Annotated in this window: 16 protein-coding genes and 1 pseudogene; 8 read left to right on the top strand and 9 right to left on the bottom strand. The window is 68.4% G+C overall.

Translation table 11 applies throughout. The features are described 5' to 3' along the window. Window positions 1–51: 51 nt before the first annotated feature. Both prpR and bpln_RS32110 read left to right on the top strand, forming a co-directional pair. A complete protein-coding gene (prpR, locus tag bpln_RS32100; protein ID WP_055141075.1) occupies window positions 52–2,115 on the top strand; it encodes a propionate catabolism operon regulatory protein PrpR in 2,064 nt (687 codons plus the stop codon). A gap of 438 nt (window positions 2,116–2,553) precedes the next feature. Beyond that, window positions 2,554–4,752: a TonB-dependent receptor gene (locus tag bpln_RS32110; protein WP_055141077.1), complete on the top strand. Its 2,199-nt coding sequence runs from the start codon at window positions 2,554–2,556 to the stop codon at window positions 4,750–4,752. Between the two features lie 193 nt (window positions 4,753–4,945). Here the strand turns inward: bpln_RS32110 and bpln_RS32115 are convergent, their stop codons facing one another. From bpln_RS32115 to bpln_RS32125, 3 genes and pseudogenes are all read right to left on the bottom strand, one after another. After that, window positions 4,946–7,954, bottom strand: coding sequence for a putative bifunctional diguanylate cyclase/phosphodiesterase (locus bpln_RS32115; RefSeq protein ID WP_148654251.1), 3,009 nt, complete (start codon window positions 7,952–7,954; stop codon window positions 4,946–4,948). Between the two features lie 68 nt (window positions 7,955–8,022). After that, on the bottom strand, window positions 8,023–8,700 hold the full coding sequence (locus bpln_RS32120; protein ID WP_244486981.1) for an N-acyl amino acid synthase FeeM domain-containing protein: 678 nt from the start codon (window positions 8,698–8,700) through the stop codon (window positions 8,023–8,025). Between the two features lie 671 nt (window positions 8,701–9,371). Then, window positions 9,372–10,114, bottom strand: a pseudogene (locus bpln_RS32125) (fumarylacetoacetate hydrolase family protein). Here bpln_RS32125 and bpln_RS36455 point away from each other — a divergent pair. The 3 genes from bpln_RS36455 (at window position 10,113) to bpln_RS32135 (ending at window position 12,194) form a co-directional block, all read left to right on the top strand. Beyond that, window positions 10,113–10,580: a hypothetical protein gene (locus bpln_RS36455; RefSeq protein WP_123863865.1), complete on the top strand. Its 468-nt coding sequence runs from the start codon at window positions 10,113–10,115 to the stop codon at window positions 10,578–10,580. The pseudogene bpln_RS32125 and the gene bpln_RS36455 overlap by 2 nt on opposite strands. Beyond that, window positions 10,535–11,359, top strand: a complete 825-nt coding sequence (locus bpln_RS32130; protein ID WP_055141078.1) for an IclR family transcriptional regulator — start codon at window positions 10,535–10,537, stop codon at window positions 11,357–11,359. The genes bpln_RS36455 and bpln_RS32130 overlap by 46 nt, the downstream gene beginning before the upstream one ends. Window positions 11,360–11,642: 283 nt before the next feature. Further along, window positions 11,643–12,194 carry a hypothetical protein gene (locus tag bpln_RS32135; protein ID WP_042629110.1) on the top strand — a complete coding sequence of 184 codons (552 nt, stop codon included), beginning with the start codon at window positions 11,643–11,645 and terminating at the stop codon, window positions 12,192–12,194. 468 nt (window positions 12,195–12,662) lie between these two features. Here bpln_RS32135 and bpln_RS32140 read toward each other — a convergent pair whose 3' ends face one another. The 4 genes from bpln_RS32140 to bpln_RS32150 all read right to left on the bottom strand — a co-directional run bounded on the left by bpln_RS32140 (window position 12,663) and on the right by bpln_RS32150 (window position 18,440). Further along, window positions 12,663–15,053 carry a bifunctional acetate--CoA ligase family protein/GNAT family N-acetyltransferase gene (locus bpln_RS32140; protein ID WP_055141079.1) on the bottom strand — a complete coding sequence of 797 codons (2,391 nt, stop codon included), beginning with the start codon at window positions 15,051–15,053 and terminating at the stop codon, window positions 12,663–12,665. Between the two features lie 600 nt (window positions 15,054–15,653). Continuing rightward, window positions 15,654–15,944: an H-NS histone family protein gene (locus bpln_RS32145; RefSeq protein WP_042629111.1), complete on the bottom strand. Its 291-nt coding sequence runs from the start codon at window positions 15,942–15,944 to the stop codon at window positions 15,654–15,656. A gap of 105 nt (window positions 15,945–16,049) precedes the next feature. Next, window positions 16,050–16,337: a hypothetical protein gene (locus tag bpln_RS38085; protein ID WP_080937530.1), complete on the bottom strand. Its 288-nt coding sequence runs from the start codon at window positions 16,335–16,337 to the stop codon at window positions 16,050–16,052. A 546-nt stretch (window positions 16,338–16,883) separates the two neighbouring features. Next, window positions 16,884–18,440 (bottom strand): sigma-54 interaction domain-containing protein, encoded by a 1,557-nt coding sequence (locus bpln_RS32150; RefSeq protein WP_055141080.1) that lies wholly within the window; start codon window positions 18,438–18,440, stop codon window positions 16,884–16,886. Between the two features lie 373 nt (window positions 18,441–18,813). Between bpln_RS32150 and bpln_RS32155 the strand changes: the two genes are divergently transcribed. From bpln_RS32155 to bpln_RS32165, 3 genes are all read left to right on the top strand, one after another. Next, window positions 18,814–20,217, top strand: a complete 1,404-nt coding sequence (locus bpln_RS32155) for a GntP family permease (protein ID WP_055141081.1) — start codon at window positions 18,814–18,816, stop codon at window positions 20,215–20,217. A gap of 303 nt (window positions 20,218–20,520) precedes the next feature. Next, window positions 20,521–20,790: a hypothetical protein gene (locus bpln_RS32160; protein ID WP_042629114.1), complete on the top strand. Its 270-nt coding sequence runs from the start codon at window positions 20,521–20,523 to the stop codon at window positions 20,788–20,790. 171 nt (window positions 20,791–20,961) lie between these two features. Further along, window positions 20,962–21,951, top strand: a complete 990-nt coding sequence (locus bpln_RS32165; protein WP_042629115.1) for a DedA family protein/thiosulfate sulfurtransferase GlpE — start codon at window positions 20,962–20,964, stop codon at window positions 21,949–21,951. A 129-nt stretch (window positions 21,952–22,080) separates the two neighbouring features. On the opposite strand, the gene bpln_RS32170 is transcribed toward bpln_RS32165, so the two are convergent. After that, window positions 22,081–23,529: an OprD family outer membrane porin gene (locus tag bpln_RS32170; RefSeq protein WP_055141082.1), complete on the bottom strand. Its 1,449-nt coding sequence runs from the start codon at window positions 23,527–23,529 to the stop codon at window positions 22,081–22,083. A gap of 296 nt (window positions 23,530–23,825) precedes the next feature. Continuing rightward, entirely contained in the window at window positions 23,826–24,407 is a 582-nt protein-coding gene (locus bpln_RS32175) for a cupin domain-containing protein (RefSeq protein WP_042629117.1), read from the bottom strand. Between the last annotated feature and the right edge of the window lie 399 nt (window positions 24,408–24,806).

A 24,806-nucleotide genomic window follows, 5' to 3' on the forward strand; every position in this document is an offset into this window, starting at 1 on the left:
CATTGCGATAATGCACGCCAATCCGATCGCGCTCCCCGCCCGCAACCTTCCATGACGCCGCCTCCCGCCCCGCCCCTTCGCCCGCGCATCTGGGCGGTCGGCATCAGCCGGCTGCGCGCGCTGTTCCGCGATCTCGCCGACGAATACGACGAGCGCGCCGACCTGCGCATCGTCACGCGCGGCTACGACGAGGCGATCGCCGCGCTCGCCAGCTCCGGCGCCGAGCGGCCCGACGCGATCGTGGCGGCCGGCTCGAACGGCATGTACCTGAAGACCCACGTCGAGGTGCCGGTGGTGCTGGTCAGCCCGACCGGCTACGACCTGCTGCACGCGCTGGCGCGCGCGCGGCGCGATGCGGCCTCGCCGGTCGCGCTCGTCAACTACGGCGACACGCCCGCCGAGCTGCGCCGCTTCGCGGCCGCGTTCGGGCTCGACATCGTGTTCGCGTCGTATCAGTCGCGCCAGGAGGCCGAGGCGCGCGTCTACGAGCTGCGCGATCGCGGCATCGACACGGTGGTCGGCCCCGGGCTCGTCACCGATCTGGCCGCGAGCGCCGGCATGAGCGCCGTGTTCCTCTACTCGCACGCCTCGGTGCGCGCGGCCGTGGACACCGCGCTCGAAGTCGCGCACGCCACGCACGCCGAGACGCTGCGCCGCCAGCGCCTCGACAACCTGCTCCAGCATCTGCGCGACGGCGTGGTGGCGCTCGACGCGCTGGGCCGCGTGGAGGCGATCAACGCGCGGCTCGCGCTCGCGCTCGGCGTCGATCCGCAGGCCGCCGTCGGCCGCGCGCTCGACGAGCTGACGCCCGAACTCGCGGCGCTGCGCGCGGCCGAAGGCGACACGCTCGCGACCGTGCGCGGGGTGCGCTACGTCGTGCATCGCGGGCCGCTCGCGGCGAGCGGCACGGCCACCGGCAGCGTGCTGACGTTCCAGGAATCGCGCGCGGTCGAACGGCTCGACCGCACGCTGCGTTCGCAGCCGCACGCGCAGCGCTTCTCGGCGCGCTACCGGCTCGACGACGTGCTCGGCGAGTCCGCGCCGATGCAGCGCGTGCGCGAGCTGGCGCGCCGCTACGCGAAGTCGGACGCGACCGTGCTGGTACTCGGCGAGAGCGGCACCGGCAAGGAGATGATCGCGCAGAGCCTGCACGCGCTGAGCGCGCGCAGCCCGTTCCCGTTCGTGGCGATGAACTGCGGCGCCTTCCCGGAGGCGCTGCTGGAAAGCGAGCTGTTCGGCTATGACGACGGCGCGTTCACCGGTGCGCGGCGCGGCGGCAAGGCGGGGCTGTTCGAGGCCGCGCATCGCGGCACGCTGTTCCTCGACGAGATCGGCGAGATGCCGCTGTCGCTGCAAAGCCGCCTCCTGCGCGTGCTGCAGGAGCGCGAGGTGGTGCGGCTCGGCTCGACCGAACCGATCCGCATCGACGTGCGGATCGTGGCGGCCACCCACCGCTCGCTGCTCGCCGCCGTGGAGGCGGGCAGCTTTCGCGCCGATCTCTACTATCGCCTGAACATCCTCAACATCGCGCTGCCGCCGCTGCGCGAGCGGCCCGCCGACATCGCCGCGCTGGCGGCCGAACTGCTCGCGCAGGCCGCGCGCCGCGAGCCGCGGCTGGCCGCCCGGCTGCGCGGCGCCGACGACGCGGCGCGCGCCGTCGCGCCGCTGGCCGCCGCGCTCGCGCGGCACCGCTGGCCCGGCAACGTGCGCGAGCTGCAGAACGTGATCGAGCGGCTGGCCGTGGAGCTGGCCGACGGCGAGCCCGATCTCGCGCCGACGCCCGACACGCTGCGCGCGATCGCGCCCGAGGTGTTCGCCGCGCACGGCGGCGAGGCAGCGACCGGCGCGACCGGCACGCCGGCGTCCGGCGGCGAGGCCGCGCGCGACCCGCCCCGAACCGACGCGGCCGCGCCGCCATCCGGCCAGGACCGGGAGGCCGCCGCCCCGACGCTCGGCGAGCGCCGCCGGCGCGTGGAGGCCGACGCGATCCGCGCCGTGCTCGACGCCTGCGGCGGTGACCGCGAACGCGCCTGCGCCGTGCTCGGCATCAGCAAGACGACGCTGTGGCGCAAGCTCGCCGCCGTCGAGGGCGGGCAACGCCGCGGCCGGGGCTGAGGCCCGCACGCGACGCAGTCGCGGCCACCGCGCCGCCCGCCCCCGCCCCCCTCCGCCATTTCATTGGCCCGACGAAAGCGCGAAATCCGCGCGCACGCATGCGTGCGCGCCTCGTCTTATCGCAGAAAACCATTCCGTCCTATTTTCTCATTCACCTCCCGGCCCGCTTCTCATTCGTCCATCATCGCGTCGGGCCCGGGTTCGCGGCCGAAAACCGCGAGCGTCGGGAGGTATCCGCCCCCATTCTGTTGTCGCCAATCGACATGAGAACTATTTTCGAGATGACAATGATTCGCATTTAATTTATAGTCCGGCCATCTTAAAAAAACGCCTTCCCGCTTCGTCCAGCGCACCGGATCGATCGACGGGACGGCCGGCCCGCCCGGATTCCGAACGACGCCCTGGGACGGAGTTTTCTTCAATCCGTTAGTGCGTCCTATGCGAATCAACGTCTTGCCTGCCACGCCTCGTTCACCGATTTCCCTCGGTTGCCTCGCCCTCGTCGCCCTGTGCGCCCTGCCTGCCGCCGCGCTGGCGCAAACCACCCCGTCCGCGACGCAACCCACGGCGGCCAGCGGCGCCACCGCGCTGCCGGCCATCGCCGTGCAGGGCAAGGCCGAGGAACTGCCCGGCGACCTCTCGCCCGCCTACGCCGGCGGCCAGGTCGCGCGCGGCGCCAACTACGGCATGCTCGGCAAGCAGCGCAACATCGACGTGCCGTTCAGCATGACGACCTACACCTCGAAGCTGATCGAGGACCAGCAGGCACGCACGCTCGCCGACGTGCTCGACAACGATCCGGGCGTGCGCACCGCCTACGGCTACGGCAACTTCTCGCAGGTGTTCGTGATCCGCGGCTTCGAGCTGAACGGCGACGACGTCTCGCTGAACGGCCTGTACGGCGTGACGCCGCGCCAGCTGGTGGCCACCGACGCGGTCGATCGCGTGGACGTGCTGAAGGGCGCCAACGCGTTCCTGAGCGGCGCCTCGCCGACCGGCTCCGCGGTGGGCGGCGGCATCAACCTGCAGTTGAAGCGCGCCGAGGACAAGCCGCTCACGCGCGTGACGGTGGACGGCGGCACCGGCGGCGAGATCGCCGAGCACATCGACGTGGGCCGCCGCTTCGGCAGCGAGGGGCAGTTCGGGATTCGCGCCAACCAGGCCACCAGCACCGGCGACACCGACGTGGACGGCGAATACCACCGCAGCAGCACGCAGGCGCTGGCGCTCGACTGGCGCGGCGACAAGCTGCGCCTGTACGCCGACTTCCTGCACCAGCGCCAGCGCGTCGACGACGGCCGCCCGGTAGTCTACGTGACCGGCAGCTCGGTCCCGGCGCCGCCGTCGGCCAGCTACAACTACTCGCAGAACTGGGCCTATTCGGATCTCGAGGACACGGTCGGCATGCTGCGCGCCGAATACGACTTCGCGCCGGGCTGGACCGCCTACGCGGCCGGCGGCGCACGCCACACCGACGAGTGGGGCGAATACTATTCGCCGACCTACGGCGCGGGCGGCGCCACCACCGGCTCGCGCCTGGGCGTGCCGCACAAGGAAGACGCGGAATCGGCCGAAGCCGGCGTGCGCGGCCGCTTCGCGACCGGCCCGGTCACTCACATGGTGTCGGTCGGCGCCGCCTACACGCGCCTGAACTCGCAGTCGGCCTACACGTTCTCGAGCTCGTTCCCGACCTCGCTCTACAACACCGTGCAGGTGCCGTATCCGGCCACGATCGGCTCGGGCGGCAATCTCCGCGATCCCGGCACGGTGGCGATGACCTGGACGCGCAGCGTCGCCGTGTCCGACACGCTCGGCTTCCTGAACGACCGCGTGCTGTTCACGATCGGCGCGCGCCGCCAGTCGATCGCGGTCACCAACTACGCCTACACCGGCGGCCCGACCACCGTCTACGACCAGTCGATCACGACGCCGGTGTTCGGCCTCGTCGTCAAGCCGACCGCGAATCTCGCGTTCTACGCGAACCGCACCGAGGCGCTGACGCAGGGCGACAGCGCGCCGACCACCGCGATCAACTTCGGCCAGGCGCTCGCGCCGTATCGCTCGAAGCAGTATGAAGTCGGCGCCAAGTACGACACCGACCGGTTCGGCGCCGCGTTCGCGCTGTTCCAGATCGAAAAGCCGATGGCCTACACCGATCCGAACACGCTGGTGTTCGCCGCCGACGGCACGCAGCGCCATCGCGGCATCGAGGCGTCGATCAACGGCGAACCGCTCAAGGGCCTGCGCCTGATCGCCGGCGCCAGCTACATCGACGCGACGCTGCAGGACACCTCGGGCGGCACCAACGACGGCAACCGCCCGATCGGCGTGCCGAAGTTCACGTTCACCGCGAACGCCGAGTACGACCTGCCGTTCCTGACCGGCGCCACGCTGACGGCGCGCTGGATCCACACCAGCCCGGAATACCTCAACGTGGCCAACACGCTGTCGATCCCGTCGTGGAACCGCTTCGACCTCGGCGCGCGCTACCAGACCGAGCTGTTCAAGAAGCAGACCACCTTCCGCGTGATGGTGCGCAACGTCGCCAACAAGTCGTACTGGGCGTCGGCGGTGGGCGGTTACCTGACGCAGGGCGCGCCGCGCTCGATCTGGCTGTCGATGACGACCGACTTCTGAGTCCCGTTCCGGTTGCGGCGCGCGCCGGCCATCGTTCGCGGGTTCTTCCCCTCGGCTCGCGACGGGCCGGCGCGGCGCGCCGCTTCCCGGGCCGGTGGGCCTTGACTGCCGTATTCATGCCGCCGCACTCCGGCGGCATTTTTCATGGACGCGCGGCCGGCATCGGCCGCTCACGCCTCGTTCCCAACCCCGTTCACGCATCGTCGCGCGACGCATTCGCCGACGCCGGCTCGGCCAGCGCGTGGCGGATCGCGTCGATCGGCACGAAATCGAGCCCCGAGTCGGCCGCGAGGATCTGCTCGGGCGGCACCGGCCGGCCCACCGCGTAGCCCTGCACGTAGTCCACGCCGATCGCGCGCAGCGCCTCGAAGGTCCGGGTGTCCTCGACCCACTCGGCGATGGTGCGCATGCCGAGGTTCTTGGCCAGATCGACGATCGATTCGACGATCGCGATGTCGGCCGGATGCTCGCACATGGTCCGCACGAACTCGCCGTCGATCTTCAGCGCGTCGGCCGACAACGCCTTCAGGTACTTGAACGACGTGTGGCCCGCGCCGAAATCGTCGAGCGCGATGCGGATCCCCATGTCGTGCGCGCGCGCCACGAAGTGCTGGCTCGTCTTCAGGTCGTGCAGCGCGACCGTCTCGGTGATCTCCAGGCACAGCAGGTGCGCGATCGAGGCGTGCGCCTCCAGGCGCCGGAACATCTCGGCCACGATGCGCTCGTCGTTCAGCGACGCGCCGCTCAGGTTCACGCAGATGAAGCGCGTCTTGGCGAGCCTCGCCTGATTGCGCTCGACCCAGTCGAGCACCGACGACAGCACCCACAGATCGATCGCGCCGATGGTGCCGAGCCGCTCGACCGCGTCGATGAAGTCGGCCGCGCTGAGGATCGTGCCGTCCTCGCGCTTCAGGCGCAGCAGCACCTCGAAATCGAGCGCCTCGCCCGCGTGCGTGACCGACACGATCGGCTGCATCGCGAGCACCAGCCCCTCGGGGATCGCATCCTCGCTGAGCGTGCCGATCAGCGCGATGTCGCGCATGCGGCGTTCGAAGTCGCGCGAATCGCTGCGGTAGACGATCATCCGGCCGGTGCCGTCGCGCTTCGATTCGCGGCAGGCCAGGTCGGCGTGCGCGATCATGTCGTGGACCGACATCGTCGGCAGGCACTCCACCACGCCGATCGAGGCGCGCACGCGCACGGTGCGGTTGCCGATCTGATAGGGCTGCGCGCTGATCGTCTCGGCGAGCTGCGCGCAGAGCGCGGCGGCCTCGTCCACGTCGATCTCGGCGAACACGCAGACGAACTCGTCGCCGCCGATCCGGCCGATCACGCCGCGCCGCGCGAGGCAGCCCGTCATGCGCGCGACCAGCTGGCAGAGCACCTCGTCGCCGGCCGCGTGGCCGAACATGTCGTTGATCACCTTGAACGGCTCGAGATCGACGTAGGCGACCGACCAGCGCGCGCGCGTGCCGGCCAGCGCCTCCAGCCGGCGCTCGATGCCGCGCCGGTTCAGCGCGCCCGTCAGCGAATCGTGGTCGGCCAGGAAATGCAGCCGCTCCAGCGCCTCGGCGCGCTCGGTCACCTCCTCGATCGAGCCTTCGTAGGCATCCTCGGAAAAGATCGCGCGCACCGAATAGCGGCGCTGCGCGGTGCCGACCGCGGCCGAGCCGTTGATCTCGATCGCGCCCGCGCCGTCCTGCCGCGCGAGTTCGCAGAGGCGCCCCCAGGCGCCGGCGTCGAAGAACTCGGTCCAGTAGCGCATGCGATAGGCGTCGTGCTCCAGCGACAGCATCGACAGCAGCGCCGGGTTGGCGCGCGTGAAGCGGCCGCCCGGATCGAGCGTGAACAGGCCGATCGGCGTGAGCGCGTAGGTGTTGCGCAGATCGGATTCGGACTTGCGGCGGCGCCGGCGGTCGGCGCGCAGCTGCTCGGCGATCGCGAACGCCGCGAGCATGCTCGAGGCGAGCGAGGTGGCCACCGGGTTCAGCCCGCCGAACAGCAGCCGCGTGCCGAGCGCGGCCGAGAACACTTCCGAGAGGATCGCGAACAGCACGACGCTCAGCGACGCGGCGTACCAGATCATGGTGCGCGTGCGCGCGCGCCACAGCATCTGCCCGAGCAACAGCAGCAGCACCAGCATGCCCGCGCCCGCCAGCGTCCAGAGCAGCGGGATGAACCAGCGGTACGGCAGCACGAACGCGAGCGGCAGCAGCACGCCGCCGCCGATCTGCACCGCCTTGAGCAGCCACTGCAGCGGCAGCTGCGCCAGCTCGCGCCGGAACAGCCGCACGAACAGCGAGACCGTGACCATGTAGTAGACCGCGAACGTCACCTGCCGGATCAGGTCGATCCAGGCCGGCGAGAGCAGGTGGTCGAGCCAGACGTCGTCGAAGCCGAGCGCGTTCGCGGCGAGCCGCTGGTTGCCCACCAGCCAGACCGCGAACACGATGTAGGTCCATTCGCGATTGATCAGCGCGATCACGAAGATGAAGACCGCCAGCGTGAGCAAGCCGCCGCTGATCAGCGAGGCGTTGCGCTCGAACTGCAGGCGCGTCTCCACCAGCGCGGCGCGCGACAGCCGGCTCGCCGTCACATAGGCCGGGCCGCCGTACAGGCCGCGGCACAGCACCGGCGCCGGTTCATCTGGTGCGCCGGGGGCGGCAAGCGCGTCGAGCCGCAGCGCGAAGCCGGTGCCGGCCGCGCGCAGCGCGCCGTGCGTCGCGATCCGTTCGGCGTTGCCGAGCGGCGCCAGCGTGCGGGCGTTCCAGCACGACAGCGAGCGGGCGTGCCGCGAGGGGAACGCCAGGTAGTCGTGCGGATCATGCGGGTCGTGCAAAGCGGGAGTGGTGCCGCTGGCGGATGCGGCCATCGAGGCCATCGGTTGGGCGCCGGGATCGAGCAGCATCCAGACCGGCTGCTCGGACAGGCGCGTGCCGAAGCGCGTCGTGACGGGCGCGTCGCGCGCGGCAGCCAGCGCGTCGGCCGGCGAGGCCTCGCCGCCGCGGTCGAGCCAGGCGCGAAAGCCGAGCGGCGTCGCATCGATGATGCCGTCGCTCGATGGCGAGATCGTCAGGAACAGCACGGTCGATATCACCAGCAGCGCGGGCACCAGATGGATCGAGAAAACGTCGAACCAGCGGTCGAAGCGACGTCCGCCAGCCAGCTGTCTGAACCCTGATGCCCATCCTGACAGCCGCATGTCTGTCATCTCCTGTCGCGCGCCGAAACCTTCCCGATTCTAATGGCCTTGCTCCTGATTCGCTGTTATTAATTCTCATCAGGAAGTAATGCAATTTGATCAACGCCTTTGGGTCGATGACCGGAAGCCCGCGACGGGCGCGGGGTGACGTCGATGTCCGGGTGCTGCGTCTCGAACATGCAGCCGTAGAGCGGATGCTGGACTTCGGCCCAGCGGCGCTGGGCCGAGGCCACGCGCTTGGCCATCAGGCGGTGCGCCTGGCCGTCGAGATGCGTCATCGGAAAGGTTTCGTGCGCGCCGTGGACGTCGTCGAACAGCATCGCCTCGAAATCGCGGTCGAGCGGCGCGCGCGTGGCGATCACGACCCAGTCGATCGCGGCCGCCCGGCAATAGGTCAGGAGCGCCTTGCAGAGCGCCACCTTGACCGCGCGGCCCATCAGGCCGTCGCGCACCGCGAGCTGGGTCGCCTCGGCGAGCCGGCAGCCCGCCATCTCCGGCGGCAGCGCCACTGACGCCTCGAGCGGCAGCGGCCCGTGCGCATTGCTCTGGATGCGCATCGTGCCGACCGGCTCGTGATCGAGCCGCGACTGCGCCAGCAGGACCACCGCGTCGCGGCCACGGTCGCCGGCCTCGGCACGGATCGTGAAAGGCAGCCGCTCGCTGCGCGACGGCAGTTCGGCGGGCGGGGTGAGCGGATTCGCGAGCAGCGATTCGTCTACGAGAAACGACGGATTGGCGCGATCCATGATGAACTCCGTGGCATGACTTGCGAGTAAAAAGGAACGTCGCGTGAAATATCCTCGATCAGGTCGATCGCGGCTGCCACCCGAATCCCACGGCCATGGTGAATCGGAATGCCACGAAAACCCCCAATAATCGGGATAAGGGATTTTTTAATGAGGAGCTCGATTCTTCACACTACAATGTGCCATACATCAAAGTAGGGATCGTTCGGCGCCGCAACGGCCTCATGCCGGCCTCCCGCGCCATGCATGGCGGGGGCTCGCGGCGCGGTCCGCAGACGATTCTACGCGGTTTCGCATGGTTTTCGCATGACCACGCCGCGCGCAAAAATCGATTTCCACTTGTTTCCAATATCCGGACAAAATCCCGCTCTTTTAGTGCTTTGTTGTCGATAAAACTGATATTTCCTACAGGATGCCTGTGTCATGCCGGGGAAATATGGCAATGTCGGCGAACGCGCCGGCGAAGTGCTGGAACCGGGATGACCGCGGCGCGGCGGCCGGTGCCGGGCGGGTCGTGCCATTGTTTCCTGGTCTCGTTATCCCGTCGTTCGGGGGAGTGAGGGAAATCGGGCGCACGCGGTCGGCGCGCGCCGCTGTCTGGCGGCGTCCCGGCCGCGATGACGGCCGGGCGAAGCGGTCACGCGCGGCGTGCGCCGCCGCGTGACGACGCCTCAGCCTGCCGCGCGCGTTCGCTGCCGCTGCTCGCCGAGGCCGGCGATGCCGAGTCGCACGGTCTGCCCCGGCCTGAGGTAGACGGGCGACGGCTTCACGCCCATGCCGACGCCGGGCGGCGTGCCGGTGCAGATCACGTCGCCGGGCTGCAGGCTCATGCAGCGCGACAGATAAGCGATCACCTTCGCCACGCTGAAGATCATCGTTCGCGTGTTGCCGTTCTGGTAGCGATGGCCGTCGACCTCGAGCCACGGATCGGGCTGCAGCGGATCCGCGATCTCGTCGCGGGCCGAACGTGTCGAACCCCTTGCCCTTGTCCCACTGGCCGCCGCGCTCGATCTGCCATTCGCGCTCGGACACGTCGTTGATGACGCAATAGCCGGCCACGTAGTCGAGCGCGCTCGCCTCGTCCACGTGCTTGCACTCGCGGCCGATCACGACGCCGAGTTCGACCTCCCAGTCGGCTTTCACCGAATCCCGCGGGATCTCGATGCCGTCGTCCGGCCCGCAGACGGCGCTGGTCCACTTCGCGAACACCACCGGCTCGGCCGGCACCGGCAGGCCCGATTCCGCCGCGTGATCGGCATAGTTGAGGCCGATGCAGACGAACTTGCCGATCCCGCCCACGCAGGCGCCGATCCTAGGCTCGCCCGGCACCAGCGGCAGCGAATCCGGATCGAGGCCGCGCATCGAGCAGGCCGGGCTTTTCCTGGCCCAGCGGGCCATAACGCAACAGTTTCATGACGAACTTCCCTCCGGTTGAATCGCATCGCGAAACCGGCGGCGCCCGATTGTGCCTGCGCCGGCCCGGGCGCCGCGGCACACGGCCCGGCTGCATCGAATGTTGCCAAACGACAACAATCGATTTCGCACTGGACATCGCGCGGGAGCCGGTCGCGAGCGCGTTTGCGATGGCGCACCATTTTTTTGGACGAGCGCAAGCTCAGATCGGCTCGCTATTTGATAAAAATGATGCTTGCGTCCCACTCCTTTACGATTATTTTCTTGAAATAAGCCAATCGACCGCTGCGCCAGTCGGTGCCAACCGACGTTGCCGCGGGGTTTCGCTTATCGATGAACGCATCGGGCCGATGCGCAACTTCCAGAGCCACAACCGGGTGCCGCATGCCGTGCGGGCGCCCGGCCATGCCAATACACTACGATGCAGAATCAATACGTCCCCTCCGCGCCATCCGAGGCCGCGCTGAACGACACCGAGGACGCCGGGCGCTATCGTGCGCCGGCGCTCGACAAAGGACTCGATATCCTCGAACTGCTCGCCGAGCAGAAAGAAGGTCTGACTCGCACCGAAATCACCAAACGGCTCGGCCGCAATGCCAGCGAGATCTACCGGATGCTCGAACGTCTGGTGGCGCGCCAGTATGTAACGCGGTCGTCCGGCGGCGACCGCTACACGCTGAGCCTCAAGCTGTTCGCGCTCGCGCACCGGCATCCGCCGACGAGCCGGCTGATCGCCGAGGCGCTGCCGCCGATGCAGCGCTTCGCCGAGGACGCCGGGCAGTCGTGCCACCTGTCCGTCTACGACCGCGGCGACCTGCTCGTGATCGCCCAGGTCGACGATCCCGGCGCGTGGGGCATTTCGGTGCGACTCGGCTCGCGCGTCGGCCTCGCCGACTCCGCGTCCGGACACCTGGTGCTGGCGTTCCAGACGCCCGGCCAGCGCAGGCTGATGCTCGACGAACACGCGAAACTCGACAGCGCCGCGAGCTTCGACAACGACATGTTCGAGGCGGCCGTCTCCGACGTGCGGCAGCAAGGCGGGATCCGCCGGGAATCGCGGCGTGCCGTTGGTATCACCGACATCGCCTTTCCCGTGCTGGGGCCGTCGGGACACGCGATCGCGGCGCTCACCTGCCCCTACGTGCAACGCATCGATGCGCACGACGCGCCCTCGCCGTGCGCCGTGGCGGCGCTGCTGCGGCGCACGGCCGAGGGGCTGTCGATGGGGGGATTGCGGGCGGCCTAGCCGGGCGGCTGTGGGCGCTGCGACGTTGCCTGACCGCAAGCCGGATGGATGGCGAACGACGGCGAGCGACGGTGATGCGGCCTGCTCGCGGGCCGGCTGCACGCATGCGCGGGCAGGCTCTCCGTTAGTAGCGTCGCTGGCCGTGGCTGCGTCAACGCGCAGAGCGGTACCGGCGCATGTGATCGGCATGTCCTGATCACACGTGCTGGATCGCATCCGCGCGCGACGCTAAAATGGCGGCCCTTTCGCAAACCGGCGCCGCCGTCCGGACGGTGCCCGCACGATGACCCTCATGGCCAAACTTCTGACCGATCTCGAATTCCAGCGTTTCTCCGAACTTCAGCAGAAGCAGGCAAGCTTCACGATCACGCCCGAGGAGGCGGACGAACTGCGCGACATCGTCGCCCGCGCGCAGAAGAAACGCGACGACCGCGCCGCCGCGATGCAGGCGATCGAAGCCTACATCTCGCAGTTCGACATTTCGCCGGACGAGCTGTTTTCCCCCGAGCAGATCGGCGACGCCGCGCGCACCTACGGCCTGATCTCGGCCAGCAAGAAGGAGCGCGTGCTGCCGCCGTCGATCACCTTCAACGGCAAGCCGTACCAGTGGACCAAGACGCTGCCCGACGACGTGCGCGCCGCCCTGTTCGAGGCGTTCACGACCGGCGAATCGGTCAAGCGCTTCATCGCGATGCCGAAGGACACCGCGCGTTGCGCACTGACGATCGCGCGGCTCGAACGCGAGACGGGCGCCGTCTATGCCGAGGCGCTGCTCGAGGAACTCGCGCTGTCGCGCGCGCAGATCGACGACGCGTCGAACAAGCTGGCTGTTTGAGCTGGCTGAACGGGCGGCTCGAGCCAGCCGCCTGAGCGGATTGCTCGAGCGGGCAGCCCGGGTGGCTTGCCTCGGCGCGGGTTGCCCAAGCCGCCGGAGCGTCGGGCGGTAGTTTGAGCAATCGTCCGACTGCGCCGGCCCGCTGCCCGCGCAGTCAGGAATCGCACCGGGCGGTCCCCACGACGTCGTCGCCCGGCATTACGGCCATTGACGCTATCCGCCCGAGCCGCTCATCCGCACCGGCTCACCTCGAACACTCGCCGCGCGCCATAGCCCGCATGGGCAGCATCGATACGGCTCCCCCCTGCCGTATCGCCTCGGAGCCCCGCGCATACCTCCCGCGCGGCTCCCGTAATCCCTCACCATCGATCCCGTATCGGCTCACCTTCGCGTCAATCGCCGCCGTGCGACCGCCGGCATCCGGAGCAAGGCACGCGGTATCCCCGCGGCTCAACGCGCCATCCACGCTCACGCTTGCAGCTTCAAACGGAAACCGACGACACCGGGCTCATCGGTCGACGCAACTTCAAACCCCGACGCGCGCGCGAGGCCGATCATGGCGCCGTTCTCGCGCAGCGCCTCGCCAACCAGCCACTGCGTGCCGCGCGAGCGCGCGTAGTCGATGATGCGCGCCATCAGCAGCCGCCCGAGGCCCTTGCCTTTTTGGTCCGCGCGAATCGCGATCGCGAACTCGGCCGTCTCGTTGTCGGGATCGGCCACGGCCCGCACGACACCGAGCGTCTGCCGGTTGCCTTCGTGATCGTCGACGGTCGCGATCAAGGCCATCTCGCGGTCGTAGTCGATCTGCGTCATCCGCGCGACCTGTGAATGATCGAAGCCGCGGATCGCGCCGAAGAAGCGCATGCGCAGATCATCGGGCGTCATCGCACCGAGCAGCGCCGTATGCGCGGCCTCGTCCTCGGGCCGGATCGGTCGCACCGTCATCGTGGTGTCGTGCCAGTCGACGCGCTGTTCGAGGCGCCGCGGGTACGGCATGATCGCGAGCCGGCTGCGGCCCGCCGCGAAGCGCAGGCGCGCATCGCGAAACACGACGCGGCGCGGCAACACGCGCAACACCAGCGACAGCGAAACAAGCTCCCGCACCTCGCATACCGCCTGCGACAGCGCCGTCAGCACGTCGAGCAGCGGCTCGGGCGCCGCGCGTCGCGCGTAGGGCGAACGCCTCACGACCGCGCGCGCGAGCACGGTGTTGAACGGCGGCAGCCCGTACACGACGAGCGGCGCCGAGATGCCGTCCGCCGCCGGCACCGCGTAGCGGAACACCGGGCCGAAGTTCGGATCGTCGAACATCTCGACCGTCATCTCCACGATCACGCCGCCGCCCGGGTCGACGGGCTCGGCACTGTCCGGCTCCCCGGGCGTGAACGGCTGCAATCCGAAATGCGCGAGCCAGTCCGCCGCGCGCGCTCCATCGAAGCCGGTCGGCCCGCGCGCGGCGGCCTCGCGCGCCTCCTCCTGCGCGCGCGCCACCGCGGCGGGCGGCTCGGGCGGCATGCCTTCCGGCGTCTGCATCAGCAGCTCGCGGCCGTGCCGATACTCGACGAGCCGCCCGTAGGCACGCGCGAGCCGCTGCGGCGTGGTATGCACGGGAATGCCCTGCGCATGCAGCGCATCGCGCGTGGCCGCGTCGACGCCGCCGAAGAAGCAGGCCACGACACCATGCGATGAAGTGCGCTTCGCCTCGATCAGTTCGCGCGCCACCGCCTCGACCGGTGCGTTGTGGGACGTTGCGTGGACAACGAACAGCGTACCGGTGCCGCCCAGCTTGCCGAGCGCGCGCACGACGGCGCCGAAACCTTCGGGCCGCACGTCGTCGCCGAGCAGCAGCGGATTGCCGGCCTCGATGCCGGGCGGCAGCGGCAGCACGGTGGCCAGCGCGGCGGTGGCTGCCGGCGGCCACGGCGCGAGCGTCATGTCGCCGACAGCGGCGAGCGCATCGACGGCGAGCCTCGCGACGCCCGCATCGCTGGTGACGACGGTGACCGCGTCGCTCGCCGTGATGCGCCCGACGCCGAGCGTTTCGATCTCGTCGAGCAGATCGTCGAGCGTGTCGACGCGCACCATGCCGGCCTGCTGGAACGCCGCCGTATACAACGCGTCGCCGGCATCGGCGCGGCCGGTGTGCAGCGCCAGCACCGGCTTGTTGCGCGCCGCCGCGCGCGCGGCCGACATGAACTTGCGCGCCGATCTGATGCTGTCGAGTTCGAGCAGGATCGCGCGCGTGGAGGGATCGCTCGCGAGGTAGTCGAGCACGTCGCCCGCATCGACGTCGGCCTCGTCGCCGAGCGCGACCGCATGCGAGAAACCGAGCCCGCGCGCCTGCGCCCAGCCGAGCGCGGCATTCGTCAGCGCGTTCGACTGCGAGACCCAGGCGACGCCGCCCGCGCTCACGCGACAGGCCGGCGCGCCGAAATGCGCGTTCAGGCGCGGCGTCACGACACCGAGGCTGCCCGGCCCGACGATGCGCAGCAGATACGGCTTCGCCGCTTCGAGCGCGCGCTCGACCGAGGCGCGCTCGCCGGCCGTGCGCGCCTCGCCGACGAGGATCGCGCAGCGCGCGCCCAATTCGCCGAGCTGGCGAATGATGCCGGGCCAGGTGGCGGGCGGCGTGCAGACGACCGCCACCGACGGCGGCTGCGGCAGCCGCGCCACGCGCGCGAACACCGGGTGTCCGTTCAGTTCGTCGTACTTGGGATTGACGGGCCAGGCGGGTCCGGTAAATCCGCCGTCCAGCACGCGTGCCCAGACGATCGCGCCAAGGCTGCCCGCGCGCCGGGACGCGCCGACCACGGCCACGGATTTCGGCTGAAACAACGCATCGAGATTACGGACGGTCACGGGGGGCTCCTTGGGCATGGCGCGTGGAACGCGACAATGAGCCGTAGGATAGGTGAACACCCAAAGCCTGCCTATAGGCCAAACGGCCGGGTGTTCAGCTACGTCAATTCGCGCGACGATGAAGGCGTGCTGCACGGTGCCGACCGCACGGCCTACGGTATTGATGGATGCCGCCGGTCCGCATCGCTGGCCTGCCGCACGCTCCGTCGCGTGCAAAGGTGAGCAGTTTCGGGAGTCGGGGTGAGGGATGACGGAGCAAAGGTGAGTTGATTCGGGAGGTGCGCAATGCACGTGCCACCGCCTCACCAAAACCGGTCGAAAACAATTCGGCGCGGCGTATCAGCCGGCGAATCGAAAGCGGCGCCTCTCTCCACTGAATCACGACGATATCGCGCGGACGTCCATGATATGTCGTTCATTCGCCCCGTATTTACCGCGAATTCAAGACGCTTCCGCAGTTTGACGCAATCGGGAAACAAATTAAGTCAATTGTTTCACAAGGAGAGAAACCGGCCGGGACACGGGAAAAACAAAACGGTGCGAACGACTCGGAGTCGATCGCACCGTTTCAGAAGTCGCCAAAGGTGAGTCTTTTCGGGATCAGTCCTTGATCAGGAAGCGGTTCCGGTTCTTGCCGAGCCAGGCCGGCGCGCGGCCTCGGCCGCTCCAGGTTTCGCCGGTCTTCGGATTCAGATATTTCGGGGGTAGCGGCTTCTTGGGCTTCGCGGCGGCGGCGGTGCTCCGGAAACCAAGCTCTTCGGGCGTGATGTCGTATTCCGCAATTTTTGCCTTGATATCGGCGATTGCGTCCGAGATGGCCTTTTCTCGCTCCTTGTCGATTTTTTGCTGCAGCTTTTCGAGCTGGACGGTCAGTTGCCTGTAGGTCGCCATATCGAATCCGACTCCGTGATTGGTTATTTGGACAGTATAGAAATCAATTTACACAGGGTTCGTGTTTTTTCGCATTGCGCGCCGGGCCGTCAACGCCGTCGCTCCTCAATGGGCAGCACCGACACGGCATGCGAAGAGCAGGGTGCGGGTGCCGTTCTCGACCGACTGGCGAATCGTGTCGAAATTGCCGTCGCAAATACCGCGGGCATTTTGCAGACAGGTATCCCACGGGCCGGCTTCGGGACATTGGACTTGCGCGGTCGAGCGGCCGTCGGGAGTAAACAGCGGGGCACCGCCGCCGCATCCCGCGAGACTCGCGAGCAAAGCGATCGACAATGCCAGTTGCACGGCGGGCTTGCGTGGCGAGGGCAGCTTCGCCAATCGATGTTTCATGGGCGGTTTCCAGTCAATCAGCTTTTGGGACGACGCGAGTATGCCATGCCGCAACGGTCGAAAGTCAATTCAAAGTGGCACGAACGCAATCATTCGCGCGATATGTCGCCAGTCGCAAAGATCGTTGCCGCGTTGCGATATGGATTGCGGCCCGCGCGAGCATTTTCGAGATTACAACGCAGCAAACGAATGTCATGCGAATCAATGACGAAGCTGCAAGCCAGCCATGCTTTCTTTCTTAACGATTTCACGCCGCGCCGGCTCACGCGTCGCGTGCGCGAGCGCACCGCAACTTCGCATCGGCGAACCTGTCGTCGGCCGTCGGGCGGCCCGCACCGCAACGGTGTCGGCCGGATTCGGCAGTTCACCGAACGGTTCGCCGCGCGCCGCGTTCCGGCGCCGGCGCCAGCAACGCGAGCACGGCGCACAAGCCAATATCGTTACCGGCATTCATCGGAATTTTTATTAATCGACAGACCGATCGGCATCGGGCCGATTTTCATTTCGGCACTCGCGCATTCCGATTCTCGATTGACGCCGCATTCGTCATGTCACGAGTCCGAGCGCCGCGATCTTTTTGTAAAACGTGGCGCGGCCGATGCCGATCCGCGCGGCGGCTTCCGTGACGCGCCCGTTGCAGGCCACGAGCGCGTCTCTCAAAAAGCCGCGCTCCCACTCGGCGAATGCGTCCGCATATGAAACCGTTGCATTAGCAACAAATTTGCCGCCCGCATCCGCCACCCTATCCGGCGCCGTGTGCGGACGCGGCGCGGCCGCATTCGCCAGCGCGGCGACCGTGCCGGCCACCACGCCCGCCGCAGTGCTCCCGTCGGCCGCCGCGGCAGCGGTGGACACGGCGGCAGGCGCAGCGGACAGCGCAACGAACGGCGCGAGCGCCGCCGCGTCGATCAAGGCGCTGTCCGACAGCATCAGCGCGCGCTCGAGCGTGTTGCGCAGCTCGCGCACGTTGCCCGGCCAGCGGTGCATGGCGAGCAACTGCAAGGCGTCCGGCGTCAGCGTGCATTGCGCCGCGCGGCCATGCTGCGCGGCCAGTTCCTCGAGCGTGGCATAGACCAGCGCCTCGAGGTCGGAACTGCGATCGCGCAGCGGCGGCAGGTTCAGCACCAGCACGTTCAGACGGTAGTAGAGATCGGCGCGGAAGCGCCCGGACGCGACCAGCGCCGGCAGGTCGGCCGAGGTCGCCGCGATGATCCGCACGTCCGCGCGCACGATGCGGTTCGAGCCCACCGGCTCGAATTCCTTGTCCTGCAGCACGCGCAGCAGCTTGCCCTGCAACGGCAGCGGCATGTCGCCGATCTCGTCGAGCAGCAGCGTGCCGCCGTCGGCCAGCTCGAACTTGCCGACGCGTCCCTTGCGATCCGCGCCGGTGTAGGCGCCGGGCGCCGCGCCGAAGAATTCGGTTTCGAGCAGCGCATCGGGGATCGCGGCCACGTTGACCGTCACGAGCGGCTTCGAGGCGCGCGCGGAAGCCGCGTGGATCGCATGCGCGAGCAGTTCCTTGCCGGTACCGGTTTCACCGAGCAGCAGCACCGGCGCGTCCACCAGCGCCGCGCGCCGCGCCTGCCGTTTCGTTTCGAGGCTGGCCGCGCTGGTGCCGACGAAACTCGCGAACGTGTATTTGGGCCGGCGCGCCTGCGCGAGCGAGCGCTGCGCGGCCAGCAGTTCCTGCTGAACCTGCAGGTAGCGCGCGAACAGCGGCGTGAGCGTCTTCAGTTCGTCGAACAGCGCGAAACCGATCGCGCCCACCGTCTCGCCGTGCTCGTCGACGAGCGGCAGGCGCGTGACGACGAGCGGCTCGCGCCCGGTCTCCATGATGTCGAGCAGGATCGGCCGCCCGCTGGCCACCACGTCGCGCATCAGGCTGTGCGGAATCACGGCTTCGCAGTCGAGTCCGATCGCCCGCTGCGGATCGGCGAACCCGAAACGCGCCGCATAGCGCCGGTTGATCCAGACCACGCGCGCGTCGCGGTCGACGATCAGCGTGCCGGCGCTCGAATGCTCGAAGGTGCGGAACAGCGACTCGGCCGCGCGGGCCAGGACGTCGCCGTAACCGGCCGGCAGGTTCGCCCAGTCGTTCATCATGATGTCGTTGTCTCCGGGTATCGTCGGGTTATTGGAACCGTCTCCCGATCGGGACGGATTATCTCATTCGCTGGACTTGCGCCGGAATGGCGTTATCGCGCGCCCGGCAAAGGATTCCGGCCGGCAACGCTACCCGGGCCTCGTTGTCGGGCACCGTCGAATGGCGTCGAACACCGTTTATCGTCTCAAAACCGGGACGCGCCCGGTAGAATCGATCGCGCCGGTACCCGCGGTGCGCACGGCGGCGGCCTCGCCGTCAGGCGGCTAGTACACTGGCACGGAACCTGCAACATCCGGGCGCGCCACGGCGCGGGCCGCTCGCATGACGCGGCGCCGGCCGTCGCGACAGAAATCAAACAATCAGGAGACTCACTTGTCATTCATCATCGTCCTCGCCGCGCTGGCGTTTCTGATGTTCGCCGCCTATCGCGGCTACAGCGTGATCCTGTTCGCGCCGGTCGCCGCGCTCGGCGCGGTGCTGCTGACCGATCCCGCCGCCGTGGCCCCCGTCTTCTCCGGCATCTTCATGGACAAGATGGTCGGCTTCGTCAAACTGTATTTCCCGGTGTTCCTGCTCGGCGCCGTGTTCGGCAAGGTGATCGAGCTGTCCGGCTTCTCGGAGGCGATCGTCGCCGCCGCGATCCGCTACATCGGCCGCTCGCGCGCGAACGCGGTGATCGTCGCGGTCTGCGCGCTGCTCACCTATGGCGGCGTGTCGCTGTTCGTGGTCGTGTTCGCGGTCTATCCGTTCGCGGCCGAACTCTATCGCCAGAGCAACATCCCGAAGCGGCTGATGCCGGGTGCGATCGCGCTCGGCGCGTTCTCGTTCACCATGGACTCGCTGCCGGGCACGCCGCAGATCCAGAACATCATCCCGACCACGTTCTTCAAGACGACGGCCTGGGCCGCGCCGGCGCTCGGCACGATCGGCTCGGTGTTCATCATCGTGGTGGGCCTGACCTACCTCGAATGGCGCCGCCGCGCGGCGATGGCGACCGGCGAAGGCTACGGCACCTCGCTCGTCAACGAACCGGAGCGCGTCGAGACGCAGACGCTGCCGAATCCGGTACTCGCGGTCGCGCCGCTGCTACTGGTGGGCGTGGCGAACTTCGTGATGACGAAATGGATTCCGCAGTGGTACGGCGGCGCCACCTACACGGTGCCGCCCGAGGTGCTGCCCGGCCTGCACGCGCCCGTCACCACGCCGATCAAGACGGTGGTGGCGATCTGGTCGGTGGAGGCCGCGCTGCTGCTCGGCATCCTGCTGGTGGTGATCACCGCGTTCCCGCGCGTGAGCGCGCGCTTCGCGAGCGGCACCAAGACCGCCGTCGGCGGCGCGCTGCTGGCGGCGATGAACACCGCGTCCGAGTACGGCTTCGGCGGCGTGATCGCGGCGCTGCCGGGCTTCCTGGTGGTGAGCGACGCGCTCAAGAGCATCCCGAACCCGCTCGTCAATGCCGCCGTGTCGGTCAGCGCGCTGGCCGGCATCACCGGCTCGGCCTCGGGCGGCATGAGCATCGCGCTGGCCGCGATGTCGGACGTGTTCATCAAGGGCGCCGAAGCCGCGCACATTCCGATGGAAGTGCTGCATCGCGTGGTCGCGATGGCCAGCGGCGGCATGGACACGCTGCCCCACAACGGCGCGGTGATCACGCTGCTCGCGGTCACGGGCCTCACGCACCGCCAGTCGTATCGTGACGTGTTCGCGGTCACGCTGATCAAGACGCTCGCGGTGTTCTTCGTGATCGCCGTTTATTACGTTACCGGACTGGTTTGAAACGCAACCGGGCGCGCCCGGTGCGCCGGCAGCCGCCCGCCGCTGCCAGCCGTCATGCCCGTTTCCGGCGGCGGACGCGGGCGGCCGGCGGCGGCGGCCGCGCGTGCTCGATCCGCCTCGATTTTCCGGGCCGCGCGGCGCCCCGCCGGCGCCGCCCCATTGCCCGATATGTCATACCAGCCGGGCGTCCCGCGCTGCCACGGAACTCGAAATTCTCGTTGCGATTGGCCGGTTCGCGTTACACTGCAACAGAGCAGTTCGCAGCACGACATCTTCCATTGACACGACACGAGGACTTGTTCGATGCGCACTACCGGTGCTTCCGGGGCGATGACCCTGCTGACCGAATTGGATACGGCCGACGGCCGCGAGCTACGCTCGCTGCGGCTCGAAGCCACCGATGACGGTAAAAGCGTGCTGCTGATCGAGGTCGACGAGCGCAAGCCCGGCATCCATCGCGAGGTGCGTTACGAGATCACGCCGGCGGAACTGATCGCCGCGATCCGCTCGCACGGCGCCGAGTTGCCCGGCGAATCGCACGGCGCGGCCACGTTCGCACGCACGCCGTCCTGAGTTGTCTCGCCCAACGGTGAGCGTTCGCCTCCCGCATCGCTCACCGCCCACGTTCCCGCTCCCCCCCTGCCGTTCAGCCGACCTTCCATTGACTTGAAAATGGTCGATAATCGGCCCATCTGATTCGCTCCCGCCGTTTTCGCCGCCGTTTTTGCGTATCGCCCATCGACCATGCTGCATGACCTCATCGCCCGCTACGGACCGTTGATCGTGTTCACCAACGTGCTGGCCGCCGCGCTCGGCTTGCCCGTGCCGGCAATGCCGACGCTCGTCCTGTTCGGCGCGATGGCCACCCTGCATCCCGACATGATCGGCATGCAGCTGGTGCCGGTGCTGCTGCTGTCGGTGGTGGCGGCGCTGATCGGCGACTCGGCCTGGTACGTGGCGGGGCGCCGTTTCGGCGGCAAGACGCTGAAAACGATCTGCCGGCTGTCGCTATCGCGCGACAGTTGCGTGAAAAAAACCGAGCAGTTCTTCGGTCGCTGGGGCGTGCGCGTGCTCGCGATCGCGCGCTTCGTGCCGGGGCTGTCGCTGGTGTCGGTGCCGATGGCCGGCGCGCTCGGCACGCGCTATCGCACCTTCATCGGCTACGACGCGCTCGGCGCGCTGCTGTGGGCCGCCGTCGGGCTGCTGATCGGGCTCGTGTTCGCCGAGCAGATCGACTGGCTGTTCGCGGGTGCGAGTCAGCTCGGCCACGTCGCGCTGGTCGCCATCGTGCTGCTGCTCATGCTTTACGCGAGCGTGCGCTGGATGCGCCGCCGCGCGCTGCTGCGCCAGCTGGCGCACGCGCGCATCGGCGTCGACGAACTCGACCAGTTGCTGCACGCCGACGCGGCGCGGCTGCCCGTCGTGATCGACGTGCGGACCGTCGAGCATCGGCGGCTCGATCCGTTCTCGATTCCCGGCGCGGTGTTCGCCGACGAGCGGCACGTGCGCGAGCTGGCCGCCCGCTATCCGCTGTCGCAGAAGTTCGTGATCTATTGCTCCTGTCCGAACGAGGTGTCGGCGGCGCTGATGGCGCGACGGCTGTCGGACGCCGGCTTCACCGACGCGCTCGCGCTGCGCGGCGGCCTCGACGCGTGGCGCGATACCGGCCGGCAGCTGACCGGCGTCGTGCTGGTCGAGCCGGTCCCGGCCGCGCCGGCGCCGAAGACGGCCTGAACATCAGAGCCCGGAGGCGACGGCCCGGGCATTCCGCTGCGGGCGTCACGGCCGCAATCTTCACAGCCGGTCCGGCACCGCGCCGCGTTCGGCCATTGGCGAACCACCGCGCATCGCTCCCGCCCTCACTCAGAACACCGTCACCGGCAGATTGACCACCAGCCGGTATTCCTGGTTCGTGCTGTCCGAGTAGTGCGCCGAGCCCACGTGCCACATCGCGATGAAGGTGATCTTGGTGTCCTTGAAACGCCCGTTCTGGATCGTGTACGAAGGGATGAAGCCGAACTCGTGGTGGCGCCCCTGCACCGGCAGGCCGTCCTTCCAGTAGATGCCCGCGTGCGTCGGGTCCTGCGCCGCGCCCACCGAGCCGTCGGCGCCCCACCCCGTCAGCGCCCAGACCATCGCCTTGAAGCCGGGCAGGCCGCCGTCCTTGCCGTAGAACGTGTAGCGCAGCTGCAGCGATTTTTCGTGCGGCGCGTTGTAGTCGACGTCCATCGAATCGACGAGGAAGATGCCGTTCGTTTCGGCGAGGTAATCGAAGAACTGGTTGCCGAGCACCTGCTGGTAGCCGAGCAGCAGTTCATGCGGCCCGTGCTGGGCGGCGAGCGACAGGCTGTAGGCGTTGTTGTCGATGCCGCCCTGCCGCGCGTCGCCGCTGTCGTGCGTCGAGTACACGTTGCCGAAGCCGCTCCACTTGATGCCGGCGGGCGCGCCGAAGCTCTGCCGCACCGACGCGTAATACTGGTTCCAGACGTTTTCGGCCTGGTTCGCGTAGAGCGCCACCGTGCCGCCCGGCAGGTAGTCCCAGGTGCCGCCGACGTAGGTCAGCCGGTCGATGCGCGTGCCGCCGTATTGCGAGGTCAGACCGATCAGCGTCGTGCGTCCGCGCGCGTCGGTCTTCGTGAAGCTGCCGCCCTCGAGCATCACGTTGCGGAACTCGTTGCTGACGATCGTCGCGCCGAGGAACGTCGGCGGCAGCGAGCGGTTGTCGTGCGGTTCCATGAACGGGTTGTCGACGATCTGCAGGCCGTACTTGATCACCGTGTTCGAGATCCGCGCCTTCACGTCGTAGAGGCCGGGATAAGCCCACGCGAGCTGGTTCGAGCCGCCGCCGTTGGCGACATGCACCATGTTGCCGCCGCCCGCGCCGCCGTCGAGCTTCAGCGCCGCGTACACCGACGCGTCCACGCCGAAGCCGATCAGCCCGGTCGTGTAGCCCGATTCGAAGTTGGCCATCAGCGCCTGGATCCACGAGTGGCGATGCGGGCCGCCCTTGGCGTCGAGCGCGTCCGCGTAGTTGCGGAACATCAATTCGAAGTGACTGTCGCGAATGAAGCCTCGCGACTTCGCCTGGCTCGACAGGTCCTGGTTCGGCGTGGGCGAGGGCGCCTGATTCGCCTCCGCGTCGATCACGGCGTTCGGGGTGGCGGCCGGCTGCGAGGCAGCGGCGGGAGCGTGGGGGGCGCCCGGCGGCTCGTCGGCGAGGGCCGGCGCGGCGGCCATGCCGGCCAGCATCGGCAGGCTATACGCGAAGCGCAGCGCAAGCGATGCGCGCGACAGGTTTCTGGTCTGGATCATCGACACGTTCTCTCTCTCTGATTGGCGTGCGCCATGCGGCGTGCGCGTCACGCGCCCCACCGCCGCGACGCGGCCACGGCCGCGCGCGAGCGATCCCCGCGTGGCCTCGGAGCACACGCGCGGGACAGGATGAAAACGGAAGGGGGAAGCGCGGCGCAGCTCACGGGATGGCTGCGTTGTTGTCGTTATGGCTGGGGGATCGGAGGCGGTCCGTTGGCGCTACCGTTCATGTTAGTTATCCTGAATTGTCTCCGTATGAACCACCCGTTGCATGCAACCGCGGGCAGCCCGATTTTCTAGAACAGGCGCGGCGTGCCGACCCAGACCACCACCGATTCACGCCTGGCGGTGTTGACCCAGCTATGCGGCGTGGTCGACAAATAATGCGCGCTGTCACCGGCCTGCACGACGAACGTCTTGCCTTCCAGCGTCAGCGATACTTCCCCTTCGATCACGTACACGAATTCCTCTCCCGCATGCGTGGTCACTTCCGAACGCTTCTGTCCCGGCGGCATGCGCACGAGGATCGCCTCGAGCTGCCGCCCGGCCGACACGTTGGTCAGCCGCGCGAACAGATTCGCCGAATCGGCGAAACTGAAGAATCGCAACTGCTCGCCCCGGCACACCGACCGCTCCTCGCTCGGCGTCTCGACGAAATACTGCACGTTCACGCCGAGTGCGTGGGCGATGCCGGCCAGCGAGGTGATCGACGGCGATGCCAGCCCGCGTTCGACTTGCGACAGGAACGGCTTGGAAATGCCCGCGGCACTCGCGGTTTCATCAAGCGTTCGCTTGAGCCGCTGCCTCAGCGCACGAATCTTGCCGCCCAGCTCAACCGCCGCGTTGCGGGGCTGCGTATTTTCAGTGGAAGCAACCATAACAGGCCGGGATCTTGTCGTCAAAAAAAGTTTGATGGAAAGTAACGAAGTTTGATTGATATGCCGTAATCTTCGTCTTCGTGGCCGGTAACTGCAACGCCGCCCGCGCTCCGGCGCACCGGCGAACCGCTTGTGGCAACACGTAATCTTGCCAGACTCGACACGGAAATTTGTGCTCGATTCGTGGCGCGTTACAACGCCCCCCATGGCAGCGGGTTCCGGCCACCGGTTGCGGGATTACCCGAAGCAACGGACGGGCGTCGCGACGCAATTCACGCGGCGGCCCGGCGGCGCGCGACGAACTCGCGCCCGGTCCGTCGTCATGCCCGGCGCGCGCGGCCCACCGGCTGCTGCCTGCTCCCCTCGTTCACGCGTCCCTATCCGGTCGCCCTTGCTGGT

Origin of the sequence: Burkholderia plantarii, assembly GCF_001411805.1 — a bacterium.
GTDB lineage: Bacteria > Pseudomonadota > Gammaproteobacteria > Burkholderiales > Burkholderiaceae > Burkholderia > Burkholderia plantarii.

Coding starts and splice junctions, on each gene's coding strand:
- bpln_RS38085 (WP_080937530.1), bottom strand. CDS start 16,337: ATGAAACATCGATTGGCGAAGCTGCCCTCGCCACGCAAGCCCGCCGTG.
- bpln_RS32130 (WP_055141078.1), top strand. CDS start 10,535: ATGCAGAATCAATACGTCCCCTCCGCGCCATCCGAGGCCGCGCTGAAC.
- bpln_RS32170 (WP_055141082.1), bottom strand. CDS start 23,529: ATGATCCAGACCAGAAACCTGTCGCGCGCATCGCTTGCGCTGCGCTTC.
- bpln_RS32115 (WP_148654251.1), bottom strand. CDS start 7,954: ATGCGGCTGTCAGGATGGGCATCAGGGTTCAGACAGCTGGCTGGCGGA.
- bpln_RS32165 (WP_042629115.1), top strand. CDS start 20,962: ATGCTGCATGACCTCATCGCCCGCTACGGACCGTTGATCGTGTTCACC.
- bpln_RS32150 (WP_055141080.1), bottom strand. CDS start 18,440: ATGATGAACGACTGGGCGAACCTGCCGGCCGGTTACGGCGACGTCCTG.
- bpln_RS32160 (WP_042629114.1), top strand. CDS start 20,521: ATGCGCACTACCGGTGCTTCCGGGGCGATGACCCTGCTGACCGAATTG.
- prpR (WP_055141075.1), top strand. CDS start 52: ATGACGCCGCCTCCCGCCCCGCCCCTTCGCCCGCGCATCTGGGCGGTC.
- bpln_RS36455 (WP_123863865.1), top strand. CDS start 10,113: ATGACGAACTTCCCTCCGGTTGAATCGCATCGCGAAACCGGCGGCGCC.
- bpln_RS32145 (WP_042629111.1), bottom strand. CDS start 15,944: ATGGCGACCTACAGGCAACTGACCGTCCAGCTCGAAAAGCTGCAGCAA.
- bpln_RS32135 (WP_042629110.1), top strand. CDS start 11,643: ATGACCCTCATGGCCAAACTTCTGACCGATCTCGAATTCCAGCGTTTC.
- bpln_RS32110 (WP_055141077.1), top strand. CDS start 2,554: ATGCGAATCAACGTCTTGCCTGCCACGCCTCGTTCACCGATTTCCCTC.
- bpln_RS32175 (WP_042629117.1), bottom strand. CDS start 24,407: ATGGTTGCTTCCACTGAAAATACGCAGCCCCGCAACGCGGCGGTTGAG.
- bpln_RS32120 (WP_244486981.1), bottom strand. CDS start 8,700: ATGGATCGCGCCAATCCGTCGTTTCTCGTAGACGAATCGCTGCTCGCG.